Raw genomic sequence first — 16,118 nt, 5'->3', positions numbered from 1 at the left:
TTGGCGACGAAGCTCGGATGCCACCAATCCCTTATTGCCCGCCTTGAAAGCGGTCAGCGCCGGGTCGACGTTGTCGAGCTGGTCGTCTTGGCGCGCGCCATTGGCTTTGACCCGTTTGAGCTACTGGCGATCGTTGAAGCCGCCACGGAGCCCGACCACAGGATTTGAAACGGGTGAATTGGAACACCGGAACGCATTTCCCGGTCAGATGTACATTCCCTCGTCGAAGGCCAGGCAATCAGAATCAACGAAGCCCGGCGTGTGGCTGCAGCAAACGCTTTTTCCTCTCAGTCATAATCCGCAACGCCAAATTGTAGGAAGTCAGTAAACAGTGAACGAAGATGAGGTCGAAGCCGTAGCGATTGCCAATTTGATCGGGACGGATGAACGCAGTGTTGTCGGGTGGGTATACCAATGGAATACGGGCGCGCTCGCAGTGCGGTGGGTCGTCAACGGTCCGCAGCGGGTGTCGAGGTGTCAGCCTGACCTGAGTCATGGGCAGAAGCGAGAAATTGACTTCGAGCGTTGGACGAAACTCTGACTTTATGGCAGCGGGTAAGGATCGCGATCTTGCGATGCTCGTCGCAGCGTAATCCGCGTAGACGGTATTGACCGCCGAAGAATGAGCTCGCGGTCTTGCGAGAGGTTTGCACTTGGCGTCGCTCGATTGCTCAAACTCAGTAATTCACCTGCTCGAACCCGTAATTGCCCTCGTAGTCACGCCAATCGACGAAAACGGACCGGTGATAAATGCTTGGGCAATGTTGCCCCCAGCGTTCAAGGCCCACATGGACCGACGGGAGGACGGCTGTGGAAGATCTCTGCCAAGAGAAGTCACCTTGGGTGCCGTAAGTTCCGAGGACGACTACTGCACTGCGGTTGCAGTCGCCATCCCTCCCGGACTCGCGTTGCCGTGCATATCGAACATCAAAGACGCGGATGGATCGGACAAAATTGAACTCCGGACCGCTGATATCGATGTCTGCCCGATCTTGGACGAGGCGAAGCACGAAGTCTGCCGGAATGCCCTCCGTTCCGGTTTCTGGTGGCCGCCAAAGGGCATATTTTGATTTTGCTTGGACGGCGACATCATCGCCTGGAAACGATTGACGGGGCGAATAGTCCTTGTCGTGAAACAAGGCTTCGAAGATTCGGCCTACATTGCTCGGATGCCGTTCGGTCTCATAAGATGCGCCCATGGGACAGCGCCAAATCTGAAGTGGTGGTTCCACAGGCCAAGGCGTGATGCGACGGATAAACTCGGCCCGAGCATGGCTGCAGGGCACGGAAGCAGGCCAACCGCCGGATAGGCAGAGAAGGATTGCGCAGTCGATTGGATAGGTTTGTGCTTTTGTGGTGCTCGGCAGCGCACCGGTAGCCAAAGCGGTTACAGCGGTTAGGCATAGAGCCAGTCGTCTAAGTTGAAAGCGCACGGTAGGACCCCCTTCTGGGGTTCACCTTACTTGCAATAATATATTATCGCAACTTAACAATCATATCGAAAGCAACCATGCCGCGATAAAGCAGCGGCTGCGACCCATGCGCGGGTTCCGGACCATATCTGCTGGCAAAGCCGTCATCTCTGGCTACGAGACCTTCCGCGCTATCCGCAAGAGACAGTTCGAGAATTGCAAGATCTGTGATGCGAATGAGATCGACTTCGTGAGGGCATGGGCGAGATTGCGGAACATGGTCTCGTCAAGCAACTCGTCGCGCATCCGACCGTTGAAACTCTCGACGAACCCATTCTGCATAGGCCTGCCCCCTCTCTGGATCATGCTTTGCATGCCCCTGCCAGGCAGGGTCACGGAACACCAGCGCAGGATCGCATTCGAGGTCAGTTCCGTCCCATTGTCACTGACAATCATTCCCGGTTTTCCACGGCGCTCGATCAGGGTCGAAAGTTCACGGGCAATACGTCGGCCCGAGATCGCCGCTAAGCATTCACGGGTTACGTCGTCGATCACGTTGAACACCCGGAAGCGCTGTCCATTCGCAAATTGGTCGTGAACGAAATCCCGTGAACGAAATCCAATGACCAACGGGCGTTCGGTCGGGCCTCGACCAGGATCGGAGCCACGCGGCGTCTGACGGGGACAAGCCGGTCAGAGCAGCAGATCCGGCTGCAGCAGTTTTCCACGCCGCAGGCATTCGCGGCCCTGAGGGGGCGGGCGGCAGCCATTCGCAAGGGCGAGATCGTGCTGGAGCTCTCGGCTGGCATCGGTGCCCTAGACGCTGTCGCCGCCCGGGACGGTGATACACTAGCCATGTGTCTGTGACGCATGGCCAGTCCCGTTCTAACAAATATAATTCATATTATGTTATATATATCGGGGGGAGTACGATTTCCGGGCCGCAGCCACACCTTCCCGTACACTCCCCCGGCCTTCACATGCTGGCCCCATTCCACACTTGGGTTCAGTGGACAACGGCCCTCCGGGTCGGTTTATGATGACATCGTCGTTCAGGAGTCCCCGTTGACACCCCAGGTACAGATCGCAGGTGCTTGTCTGTGCGTGTGACCAATCCTGGCTCCACTCTTTTTGAAGGGGATTTATCTTTGGCAGAATTTTCGCTTGCCAGTTGGAATATACGCGCGGGCCTGGGGCGCGATCTCAGGCGAAGGCCATTGCGGACGATCGAGGTGATTTCGGGCCTTGATGCAGATGTCCTGGTCTTGCAAGAAGCGGATTTTCGCCGTCATCCGCGGCCCAGTGCCCTGCCGGTGTCAGGGGGCCGTATCGGACCGTTCGAGGTTATTGACCTGACGCCGAATGCGGTTGGACTTGGATGGCACGGTATCGCTGTGCTCAAGCGACCTGATGTCGATGTGGAAGCTATAGAACGTATTGATCTGCCCGCTCTTGAGCCACGTGGGGCGGTCATACTGGACCTTAGGATTGCATGCAGACCCCTGCGTCTCGTCGGTGTCCATCTCGGCCTGTTGCGGGGCAACCGGCGCAAGCAAATCAGCTATGTCGCCGATCAATTGTCGAAAATGACCAAACGCCCAACCGTGATCGTGGGGGATTTCAACGAATGGCGAGAGCGTAAAGGCCTTGAAACCCTGCCTGATTGGCTGCGTACGCATAGTCCGGGCGCGACGTTCCCCGCCGGTCGGCCGTTTCTCAAACTGGACAAGATCGCGATGACCAAGGACATCGACCTGTTGGCAAGCGAGGTTGTCACACATCCGGCGGCACAGATCGCCTCGGACCATCGGCCTATCCTCGCACGGTTTCGCCTGACGACGACATCTGCCAGGGACAGTTGAATGCTATTCTCCATCCTACAGTTCCTACTTTTTGTGGCTTGTTTTCTGGGGCTTGCGATCATCATCGCGAGAGTCAGTTTTTCTGTTCCGCCCGTCGCGAACCGATCACAGGAATTCGCACTTCCGCCCGCAACCGAAGGCCGGTTGTCCGAGGCGCTGAAAGAGCAAGCCCAGCGACATCCGGAATTGAGTGGCATCTCCTCGCTGGAGAACGGGATGGATGCCTTTGTCGCCCGGATGATGCTGGCGGGCGCGGCTGTGTCTTCGATTGATGTGCAATACTATATCTGGCGCGCCGATATGACGGGTCATCTGCTCCTCAAGGCGCTGTTGCATGCAGCGGACCGCGGTGTGCGGGTGCGTCTATTGCTGGATGACAATGGCGTCGACGGTCTGGATGATGTGCTTGCCAGTATGGACGCCCACCGCAACATTGAGGTCCGCCTGTTCAATCCATTTATGCTGCGCCGCTTCAAGCGGTTGTCTTATGCTTTTGATTTCTTTCGGCTGAACCACCGTATGCACAACAAGGCCTTTACCGTAGATGGGCGGGCCAGCATCCTTGGCGGGCGAAACATTGGTGACGAATACTTCGGCACCGGCCGGAACCCGTTGCAAATTGACCTCGATGTCCTGGCCGTGGGCGAAGTCGTCTCGCATATCTCCGCAGACTTTGACCGGTATTGGAATGCCGCGTCCGTGCATGAGGCAGCTTTCATCCTCGGCAAGGTAAGACAACCTGATCTGCTCACCATGCGGTTGGCTCGCTTTGCGGATGCGCCGCAGTACTCTGATTACCGCGCTTCTCTCGAGAATTCGGACATCGTCACATCGCTGAAGGAAGGTACATTGGCGCTGGAATGGACCTCAGCTGACCTGATAAGCGATGACCCTGATAAGATCATGGGCAAGGCGCCAGAAGCGGAACTGTTCACCACACGGCTTCGCGATGCCATGAAACCCATCGAGCACCGTTTTGATGGCGTAACCCCCTACTTTGTACCAGGTGAAAGAGGTCAAGAGGCCTTTGCCAGCCTTCGGGAACGTGGCGTTGCCGTGCGTATGTTGACCAACTCGCTTGAGGCCACCAACATGCTGCCAGTCCACGCAGGGTATAGCAAACGCCGCAAGGACCTGCTGCGCATGGGGGTCGGGCTTTTTGAACTGCGCGCCCAGGCTGCTGCTCCGTCGGACGGGGACAAATTGGCCCGATTGGGGTCTTCGGGGTCAAACTTGCATGCAAAGACCTTTGCGGTGGATGGAGCCCGTATTTTCATAGGCTCATTCAATTTTGATCCACGCTCAGCGATGCTCAACACCGAGATGGGGCTTGTGATCGAAAGCGAAGGAATGGCGCAGGCGCTGCACCACGCGTTTGACACCGGGCTTCGCGGTTTGGCCTGGCAGTTACGGTTGCAGGATGGCAAACCAGTTTGGACTGAAGGGACCACCACGACAGAAAAAGAACCCGGGACGAGCCTGCATAACCGCATCGTCTTGCGGCTTATCGGGTGGCTTCCAGTCGAATGGCTTCTTTAGATTCTGAAGTCATAGCGTCGCCATACACAGTCCTGACAAGAAAAAGATCCTCAGGGTCTGGAAGTATGCCGCGAAGGTCTGATGGTCTATCCCCGCATCATGCAACAGGCGCGCAGCCTGTGTTGATTTCACCATATTCCAAATAAGAACAAAGTATGAACATATGGGTGGGTGTATGGGAATCGATCCGACATATGGGCAGGTGATCCACCTGCCGCATGCGCCCGTTCGTGCGCCGGAACCGCGTGTGGGCCAAGTGGCCTTGCAGGAGGTTCAGGCCGCGTTTGCGGGCGATATCGCCGTGGCGGGTTTTATTCTGGCGGCGCTTCGGCGCAGTGCGCGGCCTGTCCTGTGGGTGCAGGACAGGGTGTCGCGACGCGAGAGGGGGCGCCTCTACCTACCCGGCGGCGGCAAGCGAATGGCCTTTTCCGCGCTGTTGCAGATCGAGGTCAGCCACGCGCGCGATGTACTCTGGGCGATGGAGGAAGGGGCCTCATGTTCCGGTTTGGGGGCCGTGGTGGGAGAGATCGACGGCAATCCCAAAGCGCTCGACTTTACGGCGACCAAGCGTCTGGCCCTGCGGGCGGAGGCGTCCGGCGTGCCGGTCTGGTTGATCCGATCCCACGATGCGGCAGGGTTGAGTGCGGCGCGCGAGCGGTGGCGGATCCGCTCCGCCCCCTCGATGCGGGCGCCGCACGACCCCGGCGCGCCCGGTCCGCCCTGTTGGCAGGTGGAATTGTTCCGGGCGCGTGGACGACCGCCGGGCAAATGGGTGATGCGACATGACTTTGCGCAGGATCGCCTCGATCTGGTTTCCGAAGCTGGCGATGGAGCGGTGGCAGGTGACGATCCGCTGCGACAGGACGTTACCCGCGCATGACGTGCCGGTCGTGCTGTCGCGCGATGGCACGCATGGCGCGGTGGTTCATGCCGTATCGGATGCAGCTTTGTCGCGCGGGATTGCCCCGGGCATGCGCATCGTGGACGTACAGGCGATCCATCCGGATCTGCATGTGGAGCCTGCGGATATGGCTGGCGATCTGGCCCTGCTCGATCGGTTGGTGTTCTGGTCGCGCCGCTGGGGACCGTGGAGCGCGCGCGACGGCGAGGATGGCCTGTTCGTGGATGTCGCGGGTATCGCGCATCTGTTCGGTGGGGAGCCGCAGCTGCTGGATGACATCACAGCGCGTTTCGCCATGCAGGGCCTTACCGTACAGGCCGCTATAGCCTCCACACCGATGGCTGCGCAGATGTTGGCGCGCTTCGGTCAGGTTCGCATCGTGGGCGAGGATCCGGCCCCCAGCCTCGCCACCCTCAGTGTGCGAGCGTTACGTGTCGGAGCCGAGACGGAGCGGCTTCTGGATCGTTTGGGGCTCAAGACCATCGGCGCGCTTGACGGCGTCCCGCGCCTGTCCCTGATGCGGCGGTTTTCAGGGGTTCCGGCTGAGCGTAATCCGCTGATCCTGCTGGACCGCGCCCTGGGCAAACAGCCCGATCCGCTCGACGCGCCTGCGGATCACGTACACTGGATCGTGCGAACGCGATTGCCCGAACCCGTGATGGATCCGACCGCATATCTGCCGGAATTGGCAGAGGAGCTTTGCACCGACTTGGCAGGAACGGGTCTGGGTGCGCGGGCGTTGCGGTTGACCATCTACCGCGTGGACGGGGACGCGCGGCGCGTCGATGTGGCCTTCGCACGGGTCAGCCGCGATCCGGCCCACATGCTGCGTCTGCTTGGCGGCAAGCTCGACGGGATCGATCCCGGTTTCGGTTTCGACCTGATCGCGCTAGAGGCGCTGCGCACCGACCCACTGGATGAGGTGCAGGAAGGTCTGGACGGTGCGCGGGATGCGGATGCGGACGTGGCCGGATTGCTCGACCGGTTAACCGCGCGGCTGGGTCCGCGCGCGGTGTCGTGGTCGCAGTGGTCGGAAAGCCATGTGCCGGAACGGATGGAGGCGCGCGTTCCCGCCCTGGACCATGTGCCGGGCGCGATACCGCAGATCGCCGCCGAACGCCCGATCCGCCTGCTCGACACACCCGAGGAGGTGCGCGTGCTCTATGCCGTCCCCGAGGGGCCACCGGCGCAGTTCGTCTGGCGGCGCGTCACCCTGCGCACCGCCCGCCATGCCGGGCCGGAACGGATCGCGCCGGAATGGTGGCGCGACAAGCCCGGTTCGCGTCTACGCGATTACTACAAGGTGGAGGTCGAGGATGGCCGCCGCTTCTGGCTCTACCGACAAGGCGTGCTCGGTGATGGGAGGGGGGAGGAACCGCGCTGGTTCGTCCACGGGTTCTTCGCATGAAGGGGCCTCCGGCGGGGATATTTCGGGACAGAAGAGATTGTAGAGGAGGCCGCTGATGCCGCAGCAGGAAGGACATAAGCGTATTGTGCTTGATACGCAGATCGGCTTCACCCCCAATCCGCGAAGTGCATATGTCGAGTTGGGGCTGGCCAGTTGCTTCTCGTTCCTGCACGCGGCCTCCACCGCCAGTGAGCTGTGCGCAACGGCGAACCACCTTGGCTATGATGCGATGGGGATCGCGGACCGTAATACGCTGGCCGGTGTCGTGCGGATGCATACCGAGGCTAAGACCGCCTGCATCCGGCCCTTGATCGGCGTGCGGCTGGTGTTGCTGTGCGGTGCGGAATTCCTCGCCTATCCGTGTGACCGCGCCGCCTACGCGCGTCTGTCCACGCTGCTGTCGCGCGGCAAGATGGCCACGGCGGATGGCGACTGGCAGGCCAAGGGCGAGACGCATCTGACGTTGGATATGCTGGCCGAGCATGCCGAAGGGTTGCACCTGATCGCAATGCCCGGAGAGGACCTGGACCGGTTCGAGGCGGAACTGCCCCGACTGCGCGCGGCTCTGACGGGGATGCGCCATATCGGGGCGAGTTTCCTGTATCGTGGTGACGACGTGGCGCGGATCAACCGGCTCGACATCATGGCGCGCGGGTCGGGGCTGGGCATTCTGGCAACGAATGACGTGCTCTACCACGCGCCCGACAGGCGGCCGATCCAGGATGTGATGGTCTGTATCCGCGAGGGCGTTACGATCCGGCAGGCAGGCTTTCGCCTGCTTGCCAACGGGGAGCGGTACCTCAAATCCCCGACCGAGATGTGCCGCCTGTTCGGGCGCTGGCCCCATGCTATCGCCGCGACGCGCAAGGTTGCGGATGACATAACCTTCACCCTCGACGATCTGCGCTACGAATACCCGCATGAGATCATTCCGAAGGGCTGCACCGCACAGGAGGAACTGGAGCGGCTGACTTGGCAGGGCGCCGCAAGGCGTTACCCCGATGGCGTGCCGGAAAAGGTGCGCACGGTTTTGGCAAAGGAATTCGGCTTGATCGCGGCCAAGGACATCGCCCGCTATTTCCTGACCATCCGCGACATCGTCCGTTTCGCGCGGGAGGAGGCCACGCCCCCGATCCTATGCCAAGGGCGCGGGTCCGCCGCCAATTCCGCTGTGTGCTACTGTCTCGGCATCACCTCCGTCGATCCGACCGAGCATGATTTGCTGTTCGAACGCTTCCTGAGCGAAGCCCGCGACGAGCCGCCCGATATCGACGTGGACTTCGAGCATGAGCGGCGCGAGGAGGTCATCCAGTACATGTACGCCAAATATGGACGGGAGCGGGCGGGCCTCTGCGCCACCGTCATCCACTATCGCCCCCGTTCCGCCATTCGCGAAGTGGGCAAGGCGATGGGCCTGTCCGAGGATATAACCTCGAAGTTGGCAAGCACGGTCTGGGGCAGCTTCGAGGGGGATGTGGACGATGCGCGCGCCAAGGAGGCCGGACTGGACCTCAGTGATCCCTATCTGCGCATGGTCCTCAAACTGGCGCGGCAGATGATCGGAATGCCACGACACCTGTCGCAGCATGTCGGCGGCTTCATCCTGACCGAGCGCCCCCTGACGGAGATGGTGCCCATCGGCAATGGCGCGATGCCCGAGCGCAGCTTCATCGAGTGGGACAAGGATGACATCGAGGCGTTGCGCATCTTCAAGGTCGATATTCTGGCGTTGGGGATGCTCACCTGTATCGCCAAGGGCTTCGATCTGATCGAGGCGCATTACGGTCCGCGCTACGATCTGGCCACCGTGCCGATCGAGGATCGAGAGCCGGACGACCGGCGCCCGACCTATGATATGCTGTGTCGCGGTGACAGCCTCGGCGTGTTCCAAGTGGAAAGCCGCGCGCAAATGGCGATGCTGCCCAAGCTGCGACCGCGTGTATTTTACGATTTGGTTATCGAAGTTGCCATCGTGCGCCCAGGCCCCATACAGGGCGACATGGTGCATCCCTATCTACGCCGTCGCCAACGGCTGGAGCCTGTCGTCTATCCCGCGCCGGGACCGGAGCATCCGCAGGACGAATTGATCCGCATCCTTGGCCGCACGCTGGGCGTCCCGATCTTTCAGGAACAGGCGATGAAAATCGCGATGGACGCGGCCCAGTTTTCAGCCAAGGAAAGTGACGAGTTGCGCAAGGCGATGGCGACCTTTCGATCCCGCGGCACGATCGAGAAGTTGCAGGAGAAGATGGTCGGGCGCATGACGGCACGCGGCTACGATCCGGACTTTGCGCAACGCTGCTTCGATCAGATCAAGGGCTTCGGCGAATACGGCTTTCCCGAAAGCCACGCCGCCAGCTTTGCCAAACTGGTCTATGTGTCGTCTTGGATGAAGTGCCATTATCCCGCAGCCTTTGCCTGCGCGCTGCTGAACTCACAACCGATGGGTTTCTACGCGCCCGCTCAGATCGTGCGCGACGCCTGCGATCACGGCGTGGAGGTCCGCGCGGCGGACGTGAATTATTCCGATTGGGATTGCACTCTGGAGCCATGCGCGGGCGGCTTCGCGCTGCGCCTCGGCCTGCGCCAGATCGACGGATTGCAGTGTGAAGCAGGCCTGCGCATCATGGTCGCGCGCGATGGACCGTTTACGGATGTGGAGGGGCTGAAGGAACGCGCGCGCCTCGACGTGGGAAGTCTGCGCCGTCTCGCCGCCGCTGATGCCATGCGATCCATGGGTCTCGATCGCAGGCAGGCGCTCTGGCAAGTTCAGGCCCTGCGCGATGCGCCATCCCTGCCGATCTTCGAACATGTCGAGGCCGCGACCATCGGGGAGGAGCCGGAGGTCGCACTCCCCGCCATGCGCCGCGCGGAACACGTCGTGGCCGACTACCAGACCCTGCGCCTGTCGCTGAAGGCCCACCCGATGAGCTTCTACCGCGCCAGCCTGACCAAGCAGGGCTTCACCCGTTCCGTTCATCTGCCCCGTATAAGGCACGGCGCGAAGGTCTCCCACGCCGGGCTGGTGCTGGTCCGTCAAAAGCCAGGCAGCGCCAAGGGCGTGTGCTTCATCACGCTGGAGGATGAAACCGGCGTCGCCAATCTGGTGATCTGGCCAAAGATGTTCGAGACCTACCGCCCCACCATCATGTCCGCGCGCCTGCTGGTCGTGCAGGGCCGCGTCCAGACCGATGGCCGCGTCATCCACATCGTGGCCGATTATCTGAAGGACCGCTCCGACCGGCTCGAAAGCCTCTCCCAGGACGACATGCCCGGCATCACCACACGCGGCGACCACCCAACCAACCCGCTGCCCGGACAAGTCGGCATCCGCGCCCATCCGCGCAACGTGCGTGTCATTCCCAAATCGCGCGATTTCCATTGAAGCGGTGGCCATACTCACGACGGTTGAGCGCCGATTTGGTACCGCCCGCTTTCCGCAACCGGGCTATCCTGACCCTTCTGTATCCCTGATCTGTTATTGATACCCCATCACCGGCCTTGGCGAAGATCGGTGATGGGGCGGTGTATGGCGTCCGAGCCTTGTGGCCCGACCACGTTTGCTAGCGAGCCAGCATCGTCTCTCTTTATAATCTCGAACAGTTGCATGCGGCCAATTTGGACCACGGATCAGAAGGAAGAAAACATGGATACCGTAACACACCGGCCGTTTATTGGCATAGACGTCAGCCGCGATTGGCTGGACATTCATTGTTTGCCAAGTGGGCAACGACAGCGCCTGCGCAACACTGGAGACGGCCACGCGCAGCTTGTCGATCTGTCGGCTTCGCACGAAGCGCTTGTGGGGTTGAGGCGACTGGTGGCCACGAATGGCGCTTGTGGTCTGCTCTCGATGCGGCAGCAATCGCGACGCGGCAATTGCCGCCAGCGCAAATCAAAGCCTTTGCAGCGAGCCGGGGCACGCGGGCCAAGACGGGTCGGATCGACGCAGAACTCATTGCACGGTTCATGGCGTTCAGACCAGATCCAGGGCGACCCCTTCCACATTGGGTCTCGCGGCATCTTCGAGACAACGCCTCACCGCAAGGCGTTCCCGGTCGGTCGACAGGTCCAGGGAAAGACATGTGTCAGGTCGGTCGCTGTTTGGGGCAGACCAAACCGGAAAGCCAAGCGGCACCAACCCAGTGACGATCAGTGTTTGAGCCGAACCACCCGAGAACTGGTGACCGATCGACAAGTCCGGATGGTTTCGTTCGATCATGACGCGCCTCACTTCCCGCCCCAGGGCTTGAGCTTTCTTTCCAAAAAAGAGTTGGCCACCGCCAGCTCTCCGATCTTGGCATGCAGATCCCGAACCTGATCCTCGTCAATGACAGGCACTTTGCGGCTGCCGCGTTCGAAGACACCGGACGCGCCATCCAGCAGCGCAAGTTTCCATTGGTTGATCGCCTCTCGGTGTTTGCATGTAAACACCTGCCGGTTATAGATGCACGCCGAACCGGCTCGCCAGCTCCGACACGGTCACCTCGCCTTTCAGCGCCACCTTCGCCTCGAACTCCGAGGCATGCTGCTTCGTTCCGACATCTTCGATCTCCTTCGTGGTGAAGATCAACAGACAGCAAAAGAACTTACGTCAGTGTCCGAATTTCGGGGGGGGTAGCTCAATCAATGAGTCCTGAGCCTGAGCACCATCTTAGGCGTATAATCAAGTACACCCCTGACGGATAAGGTGTACCTGTCTACTAATTTGCGCCCCGAAATTGTCTTTATTGAACGTTTGAATGTCTCGGATCTTTGAGGCACAAAAGAAGCCGAGGGCCGTGCGGTTCAGGCCGCGATCAGACCCATCGCTTCGAGCTTGAGCAGGATCTGGTGGGCGCAGTAATCCACGTCCAGACCTTCGGTATCTACCACCAGCTCAGCGTGATCCGGTGCCTCGTAAGGGTCGGAGATGCCGGTGAATTCCTTGATCTTGCCCTCACGCGCCAGCTTGTACAGGCCCTTGCGGTCCCGGCGCTCGCATTCCTCCAGTGAGGTGGCGACGTGCACCTCGACAAAGGCGCCGAAGGCTTCGATGTCTTCACGCACGGCGCGGCGGGTCGCGGTGTAGGGCGCGATGGGAGCGCAGATCGCGATGCCGCCGTTCTTGGTGATCTCGGACGCGACATAACCGATGCGTCGGATGTTGAGGTCGCGGTGCTCCTTGGAAAAGCCCAGCTCCGACGACAGGTTCTTGCGCACCAGATCGCCGTCCAGCAGCGTCACGGGGCGGCCGCCCATCTCCATCAGCTTGACCAGCAAGGCGTTGGCGATAGTGGATTTGCCCGAGCCGCTGAGACCCGTCAGGAACACGGTGAAGCCCTGCTTGGATCGTGCGGGCTTGGTGCGGCGCAATTCCTCGACCACTTCGGGGAAGGAGAACCATTCGGGGATCTCCAGCCCTTCCTGAAGGCGGCGGCGCAGTTCGGTGCCGGAGATGTTGAGCACGGAGGCGCCCTCGGGCACCTCGTTCACGGGCATGTATTCGGCGCGATCCTCGACCCAGACCATGTGTTTGAAATCGACCATCTCGATGCCGATTTCCTCCTGATGCTGCTGGAACAGATCCTGCGCGTCATAGGGACCGTAGAAATCCTCACCGGCGGAGTTCTTGCCCGGGCCTGCATGGTCGCGCCCGACGATGAAGTGGGTGCAGCCGTGGTTCTTGCGGATCAGGCCGTGCCAGACGGCTTCGCGTGGGCCGGCCATGCGCATCGCCAGATTGAGCAGGCTGAGCGCGGTGGTGGCCTGAGGATACTTGTCCAGAACCGCCTCGTAGCAGCGCACGCGGGTGAAGTGGTCGATGTCGCCCGGCTTGGTCAGGCCGACAATGGGATGGATCAGCAGGTTGGCCTGCGCTTCCTTGGCGGCGCGGAAGGTCAGTTCCTGATGCGCGCGGTGCAGCGGGTTGCGGGTCTGGAACGCCACGATGCGCCGCCAGCCCATCTTGCGGAAATAGGCCCGCAGTTCGTTGGGCGTGTCGCGGCGACCGCGATAATCGTAATGCACCGGCTGCTGGATGCCGGTAATCGGTCCGCCCAGATAGACAGGGCCGGCATGGTTGTGCAGGTAGTTGACCGCCGGATGCGCGCTGTCATCGGCGCCGAAGACCTTCTCCGCCTCACGCGATTTGTTCGGGGTCCACTTGTCGGTGACGCTCAGGATGGCGAGGATCACACCCTCGGCATCGCGCAGCGCGATGTCCTGGCCTTCCTCGATGGTGCCCGCGAACTTTTCGGAGATATCCAGCGTGATCGGCATCGGCCACAGCGAACCGTCGGCCAGACGCATGTTTTCCACCACACCGTCATAGTCTTCCTCGGTCAGGAAGCCCTTGAGAGGGTTGAACCCGCCATTCATCAGAAGTTCCAGATCACAGACCTGGCGCGGCGTCAGATCCCAAGAGGGCAGGTCGCCCGCTTCGACGCGCAGCTTTGCCGCGCTGTCATTGGAAACATAAAGTTCTGGAATCGGAGCGTGTGGTTGCGGCTGCATCGGGGCCCTCGCACTGTGATATACGGTAAATCTCGCGGCTATTTGCAGCTAATCCCCAAAAAACGCAATAGTCGCGAATTAAAACCAGCTATGCGTAAAAGTTCCGGCGGGACAGCTTTCCGGATTGTGGCGATGGATGGAAAAAATCATCTCTGTTACATGCGCAGGAGAGATTACTGACCCTCATAAATTCACGATACGGTGTCATATATCAATCGACCTGCTTCCTCTTTTACGAATTATCGGGATAAAAGAGTGCCACCGTCTGCCCGGAGCTTTGCATGAACCATCCCCAGTCGCTCACCTGTTTCAAGGCCTATGATGTGCGCGGTCGTCTAGGCGACACATTGGATGCGGATATTGCCCGCGCCATCGGGCGGGGATTTGCCGCCGCGCGGACCCCGAAATCCGTGGTGATCGGACGGGATGCCCGCGAAAGCTCGGCCGAATTGGCACAGGCCCTGGCCGAAGGGTTGATCGCGGGCGGTGTCGATGTGCTCGATATCGGGCTGTGCGGCACCGAGGAGGTGTATTTCGCCACCGATCATCTGGGTGCGGATGGCGGGCTGTGCGTTACGGCCTCGCACAACCCTATTGATTACAATGGAATCAAGCTGGTTCAGACAGGCGCGCGCCCGCTGATCCCTGCGGAACTGGATGCGGTGCGTGAGGCATCGGAAATCCCGCATCCCGATGTCGAAGCCCCCGGCACGCTGCGCACGGTCGATCCGCGTGCCGCATATGTGCAGCGTGTGGTGAGCTTTGTTGAGCCAAAGGCGCTGGCCCCGCTCAAGGTTCTGGTCAATGCGGGCAATGGCGCGGCGGGCCCGACGCTGGACGCGATTATCGAGGCGCTGACCACGGCCGGCGCGCCGATCGAGTGGGTGCGCATGCATCACGAGCCGGATCATACCTTTCCCAACGGCATCCCGAATCCGCTGCTGGAGGAAAACCAGCCCGTGACCAGCGAGGCCGTTCTGGCCAATGGCTGCGATCTGGCACTGGCATGGGACGGGGATTTCGACCGCTGCTTCTTCTTCGACGGGGATGGCCGCTTTGTGCCGGGTGAATACATGGTCGGCCTGCTGGCCGCCGCCTTTCTGGAGCGGAACCCCGGATCGAAGGTCGTGCATGATCCGCGCGTGACGTGGAACACCATCGACCTTGTCACCGCATCGGGCGGGCAGCCGGTGCAGGCGCGCACCGGCCATGCCTTTTTAAAGGCGGTGATGCGCGAACATGATGCGGTTTATGGCGGTGAGATGTCGGCCCATCATTACTTCCGCGACTTCATGTATTGCGACAGCGGCATGATCCCCGCGCTGCTGGTCATTGCGCATATGTCAGCCACGGGGCGCAGCCTGGCCGATCTGGTCGCGGCGCGGCGTGCGGCGTTCCCATCCTCGGGCGAGATCAATTTCAAGGTGGACGATGCCGATGCGGCCACTGCGCGGGTATTGGGGGTTTTTGCCGGCGCCGAGGAACGGCGGGACGAGATGGACGGGATCAGCCTCGAATTTCCGCAATGGCGCTTCAACCTGCGTCGGTCCAACACCGAACCATTGTTGCGGCTGAATGTGGAAACGCGCGGCGATGCTGAATTGCTGGCCGCGCGCGTTGCTGAGTTGGAAGCGCTGATCCGGGGCTGACCCGGACCAGTAACACCGGCTCTTATTCCGCGACAGAAATGCCGATGAACGAGATATCCAGAACCTGCCCCGTGTTCATCGGGTCAGGCAGGAAGCCGAGGTAATCATTGTTCCCATTCACCATTTCCGAAACATCGTAACGCATTTCCAGACGTTCGTAGTTGGTGCCCAGTTCAAAACGCTGCCAGCGGCTATTGCCGACTTCGTTTGTGGAATAGGCCATGGCGATCTCGCCCGGCGTGCTGAGCCGTGCGAGGATCTCGACCACGACTTCCTGACCGCTGACGGCTTGCTCCAGCTCGGTCGGGATGACCAGCGAGATGCCCGGTGCGCCCGAAGGGGTCGCCTGGTCAGCATTGCCTGACAGCAATGCCGGCCCGCCGGGGATTTGCTGATCGACATTGAACCCGTCCGGCGCGGTGAAGATTTCTTCCTCCAGCGTACTGAAATCGAAAACGGCATCCAGTGTTGCGGTTTGCGCCGGTGCAGGCTCCATAACGGGGTCGGGGGTGGGGGCGGGCTCTGTCTGGCCGGGCAGGGTCAGCACCATGCCGGGTGTCAGGAGGTTGCAATCTCCGCGGAGCAGGTCGCTGTTTGCGGCGCACAACTCGGACCATGCGGTCCCATCGCCCAATTGCGTTCGTGCAATTGAATAGAGCGAATCGCCTGACTGTACAGTAACAGTTTGGCCCATTGCGGCCTGTGCCATCAGCACCGAACCGGCAAGATAACTCGACATAAGATAGAAGCGCATACTGGGGTCCTCTCGTATTACAAGTTTTCTGTCTATCGTCTGTTCGCTGTACTGCAAGCAGATTGGCGCCACAGGGCGTCACACCCCTGCAAACCATG

13 protein-coding genes and 3 pseudogenes are annotated in these 16,118 nt (G+C 60.8%); 9 read left to right on the top strand and 7 right to left on the bottom strand.

The features are described from left to right. Positions 1 to 168 (top strand): helix-turn-helix domain-containing protein (locus H1S03_RS13960; protein ID WP_185804943.1); only part of this gene is annotated, 168 nt, incomplete at its 5' end. Between the two features lie 509 nt (positions 169 to 677). Here the strand turns inward: H1S03_RS13960 and H1S03_RS13955 are convergent. Both H1S03_RS13955 and H1S03_RS13945 read right to left on the bottom strand, forming a co-directional pair. Further along, positions 678 to 1,433: a hypothetical protein gene (locus H1S03_RS13955; protein ID WP_430693253.1), complete on the bottom strand. Its 756-nt coding sequence runs from the start codon at positions 1,431 to 1,433 to the stop codon at positions 678 to 680. 234 nt (positions 1,434 to 1,667) lie between these two features. Continuing rightward, positions 1,668 to 2,077, bottom strand: a pseudogene (locus H1S03_RS13945) (DDE-type integrase/transposase/recombinase); the annotation flags it as partial. On the opposite strand from H1S03_RS13945, the pseudogene H1S03_RS17795 reads away from it, so the two are divergent. From H1S03_RS17795 to H1S03_RS17790, 7 genes and pseudogenes are all read left to right on the top strand, one after another. Then, a pseudogene (locus H1S03_RS17795) lies at positions 2,076 to 2,270 on the top strand (hypothetical protein); the annotation flags it as partial. The pseudogenes H1S03_RS13945 and H1S03_RS17795 sit on opposite strands and share 2 nt — an antisense overlap. 242 nt (positions 2,271 to 2,512) lie before the next feature. Beyond that, positions 2,513 to 3,274, top strand: a complete 762-nt coding sequence (locus H1S03_RS13940; RefSeq protein ID WP_185804942.1) for an endonuclease/exonuclease/phosphatase family protein — start codon at positions 2,513 to 2,515, stop codon at positions 3,272 to 3,274. Further along, on the top strand, positions 3,275 to 4,813 hold the full coding sequence (locus H1S03_RS13935; protein ID WP_166194793.1) for a phospholipase D family protein: 1,539 nt from the start codon (positions 3,275 to 3,277) through the stop codon (positions 4,811 to 4,813). Between the two features lie 175 nt (positions 4,814 to 4,988). Further along, complete coding sequence (locus H1S03_RS13930) at positions 4,989 to 5,693, top strand: ImuA family protein (RefSeq protein ID WP_240910495.1); 705 nt, start codon at positions 4,989 to 4,991, stop codon at positions 5,691 to 5,693. Next, a complete protein-coding gene (locus H1S03_RS13925; protein WP_166194799.1) occupies positions 5,596 to 7,122 on the top strand; it encodes a Y-family DNA polymerase in 1,527 nt (508 codons plus the stop codon). Before H1S03_RS13930 ends, H1S03_RS13925 begins: the two co-directional genes overlap by 98 nt. Positions 7,123 to 7,177: 55 nt before the next feature. Then, positions 7,178 to 10,507: an error-prone DNA polymerase gene (locus tag H1S03_RS13920; RefSeq protein WP_166194802.1), complete on the top strand. Its 3,330-nt coding sequence runs from the start codon at positions 7,178 to 7,180 to the stop codon at positions 10,505 to 10,507. 218 nt (positions 10,508 to 10,725) lie between these two features. Further along, positions 10,726 to 11,064 (top strand): annotated as a pseudogene (locus H1S03_RS17790) (hypothetical protein); the annotation flags it as partial. Positions 11,065 to 11,098: 34 nt separating this feature from the next. On the opposite strand, the gene H1S03_RS17525 reads toward H1S03_RS17790, so the two are convergent. The 4 genes from H1S03_RS17525 to H1S03_RS13905 form a co-directional block, all read right to left on the bottom strand. Beyond that, positions 11,099 to 11,344, bottom strand: coding sequence for a hypothetical protein (locus H1S03_RS17525; RefSeq protein ID WP_240910496.1), 246 nt, complete (start codon positions 11,342 to 11,344; stop codon positions 11,099 to 11,101). Between the two features lie 8 nt (positions 11,345 to 11,352). Beyond that, the gene (locus H1S03_RS13910; RefSeq protein WP_166194642.1) at positions 11,353 to 11,556 is read right to left on the bottom strand and encodes a hypothetical protein; all 204 of its coding nucleotides are present in this window, start codon (positions 11,554 to 11,556) and stop codon (positions 11,353 to 11,355) included. A gap of 7 nt (positions 11,557 to 11,563) precedes the next feature. After that, complete coding sequence (locus tag H1S03_RS17670; protein WP_283810369.1) at positions 11,564 to 11,695, bottom strand: hypothetical protein; 132 nt, start codon at positions 11,693 to 11,695, stop codon at positions 11,564 to 11,566. A gap of 215 nt (positions 11,696 to 11,910) precedes the next feature. Then, a complete protein-coding gene (locus H1S03_RS13905) occupies positions 11,911 to 13,617 on the bottom strand; it encodes a bifunctional sulfate adenylyltransferase/adenylylsulfate kinase (protein WP_166194808.1) in 1,707 nt (568 codons plus the stop codon). A gap of 281 nt (positions 13,618 to 13,898) precedes the next feature. Here H1S03_RS13905 and H1S03_RS13900 point away from each other — a divergent pair, with 281 nt between their 5' ends. After that, positions 13,899 to 15,266 (top strand): phosphohexomutase domain-containing protein, encoded by a 1,368-nt coding sequence (locus H1S03_RS13900; RefSeq protein ID WP_166194811.1) that lies wholly within the window; start codon positions 13,899 to 13,901, stop codon positions 15,264 to 15,266. 22 nt (positions 15,267 to 15,288) lie between these two features. Here the strand turns inward: H1S03_RS13900 and H1S03_RS13895 are convergent, their stop codons facing one another. Further along, positions 15,289 to 16,020 carry a LysM peptidoglycan-binding domain-containing protein gene (locus H1S03_RS13895; protein ID WP_166194814.1) on the bottom strand — a complete coding sequence of 244 codons (732 nt, stop codon included), beginning with the start codon at positions 16,018 to 16,020 and terminating at the stop codon, positions 15,289 to 15,291. Between the last annotated feature and the right edge of the window lie 98 nt (positions 16,021 to 16,118).

The organism is Pontivivens nitratireducens (assembly GCF_014235845.1).
Lineage (GTDB): Bacteria > Pseudomonadota > Alphaproteobacteria > Rhodobacterales > Rhodobacteraceae > Pontivivens > Pontivivens nitratireducens.
This window is presented reverse-complemented; position numbering and strand designations above follow the sequence as displayed.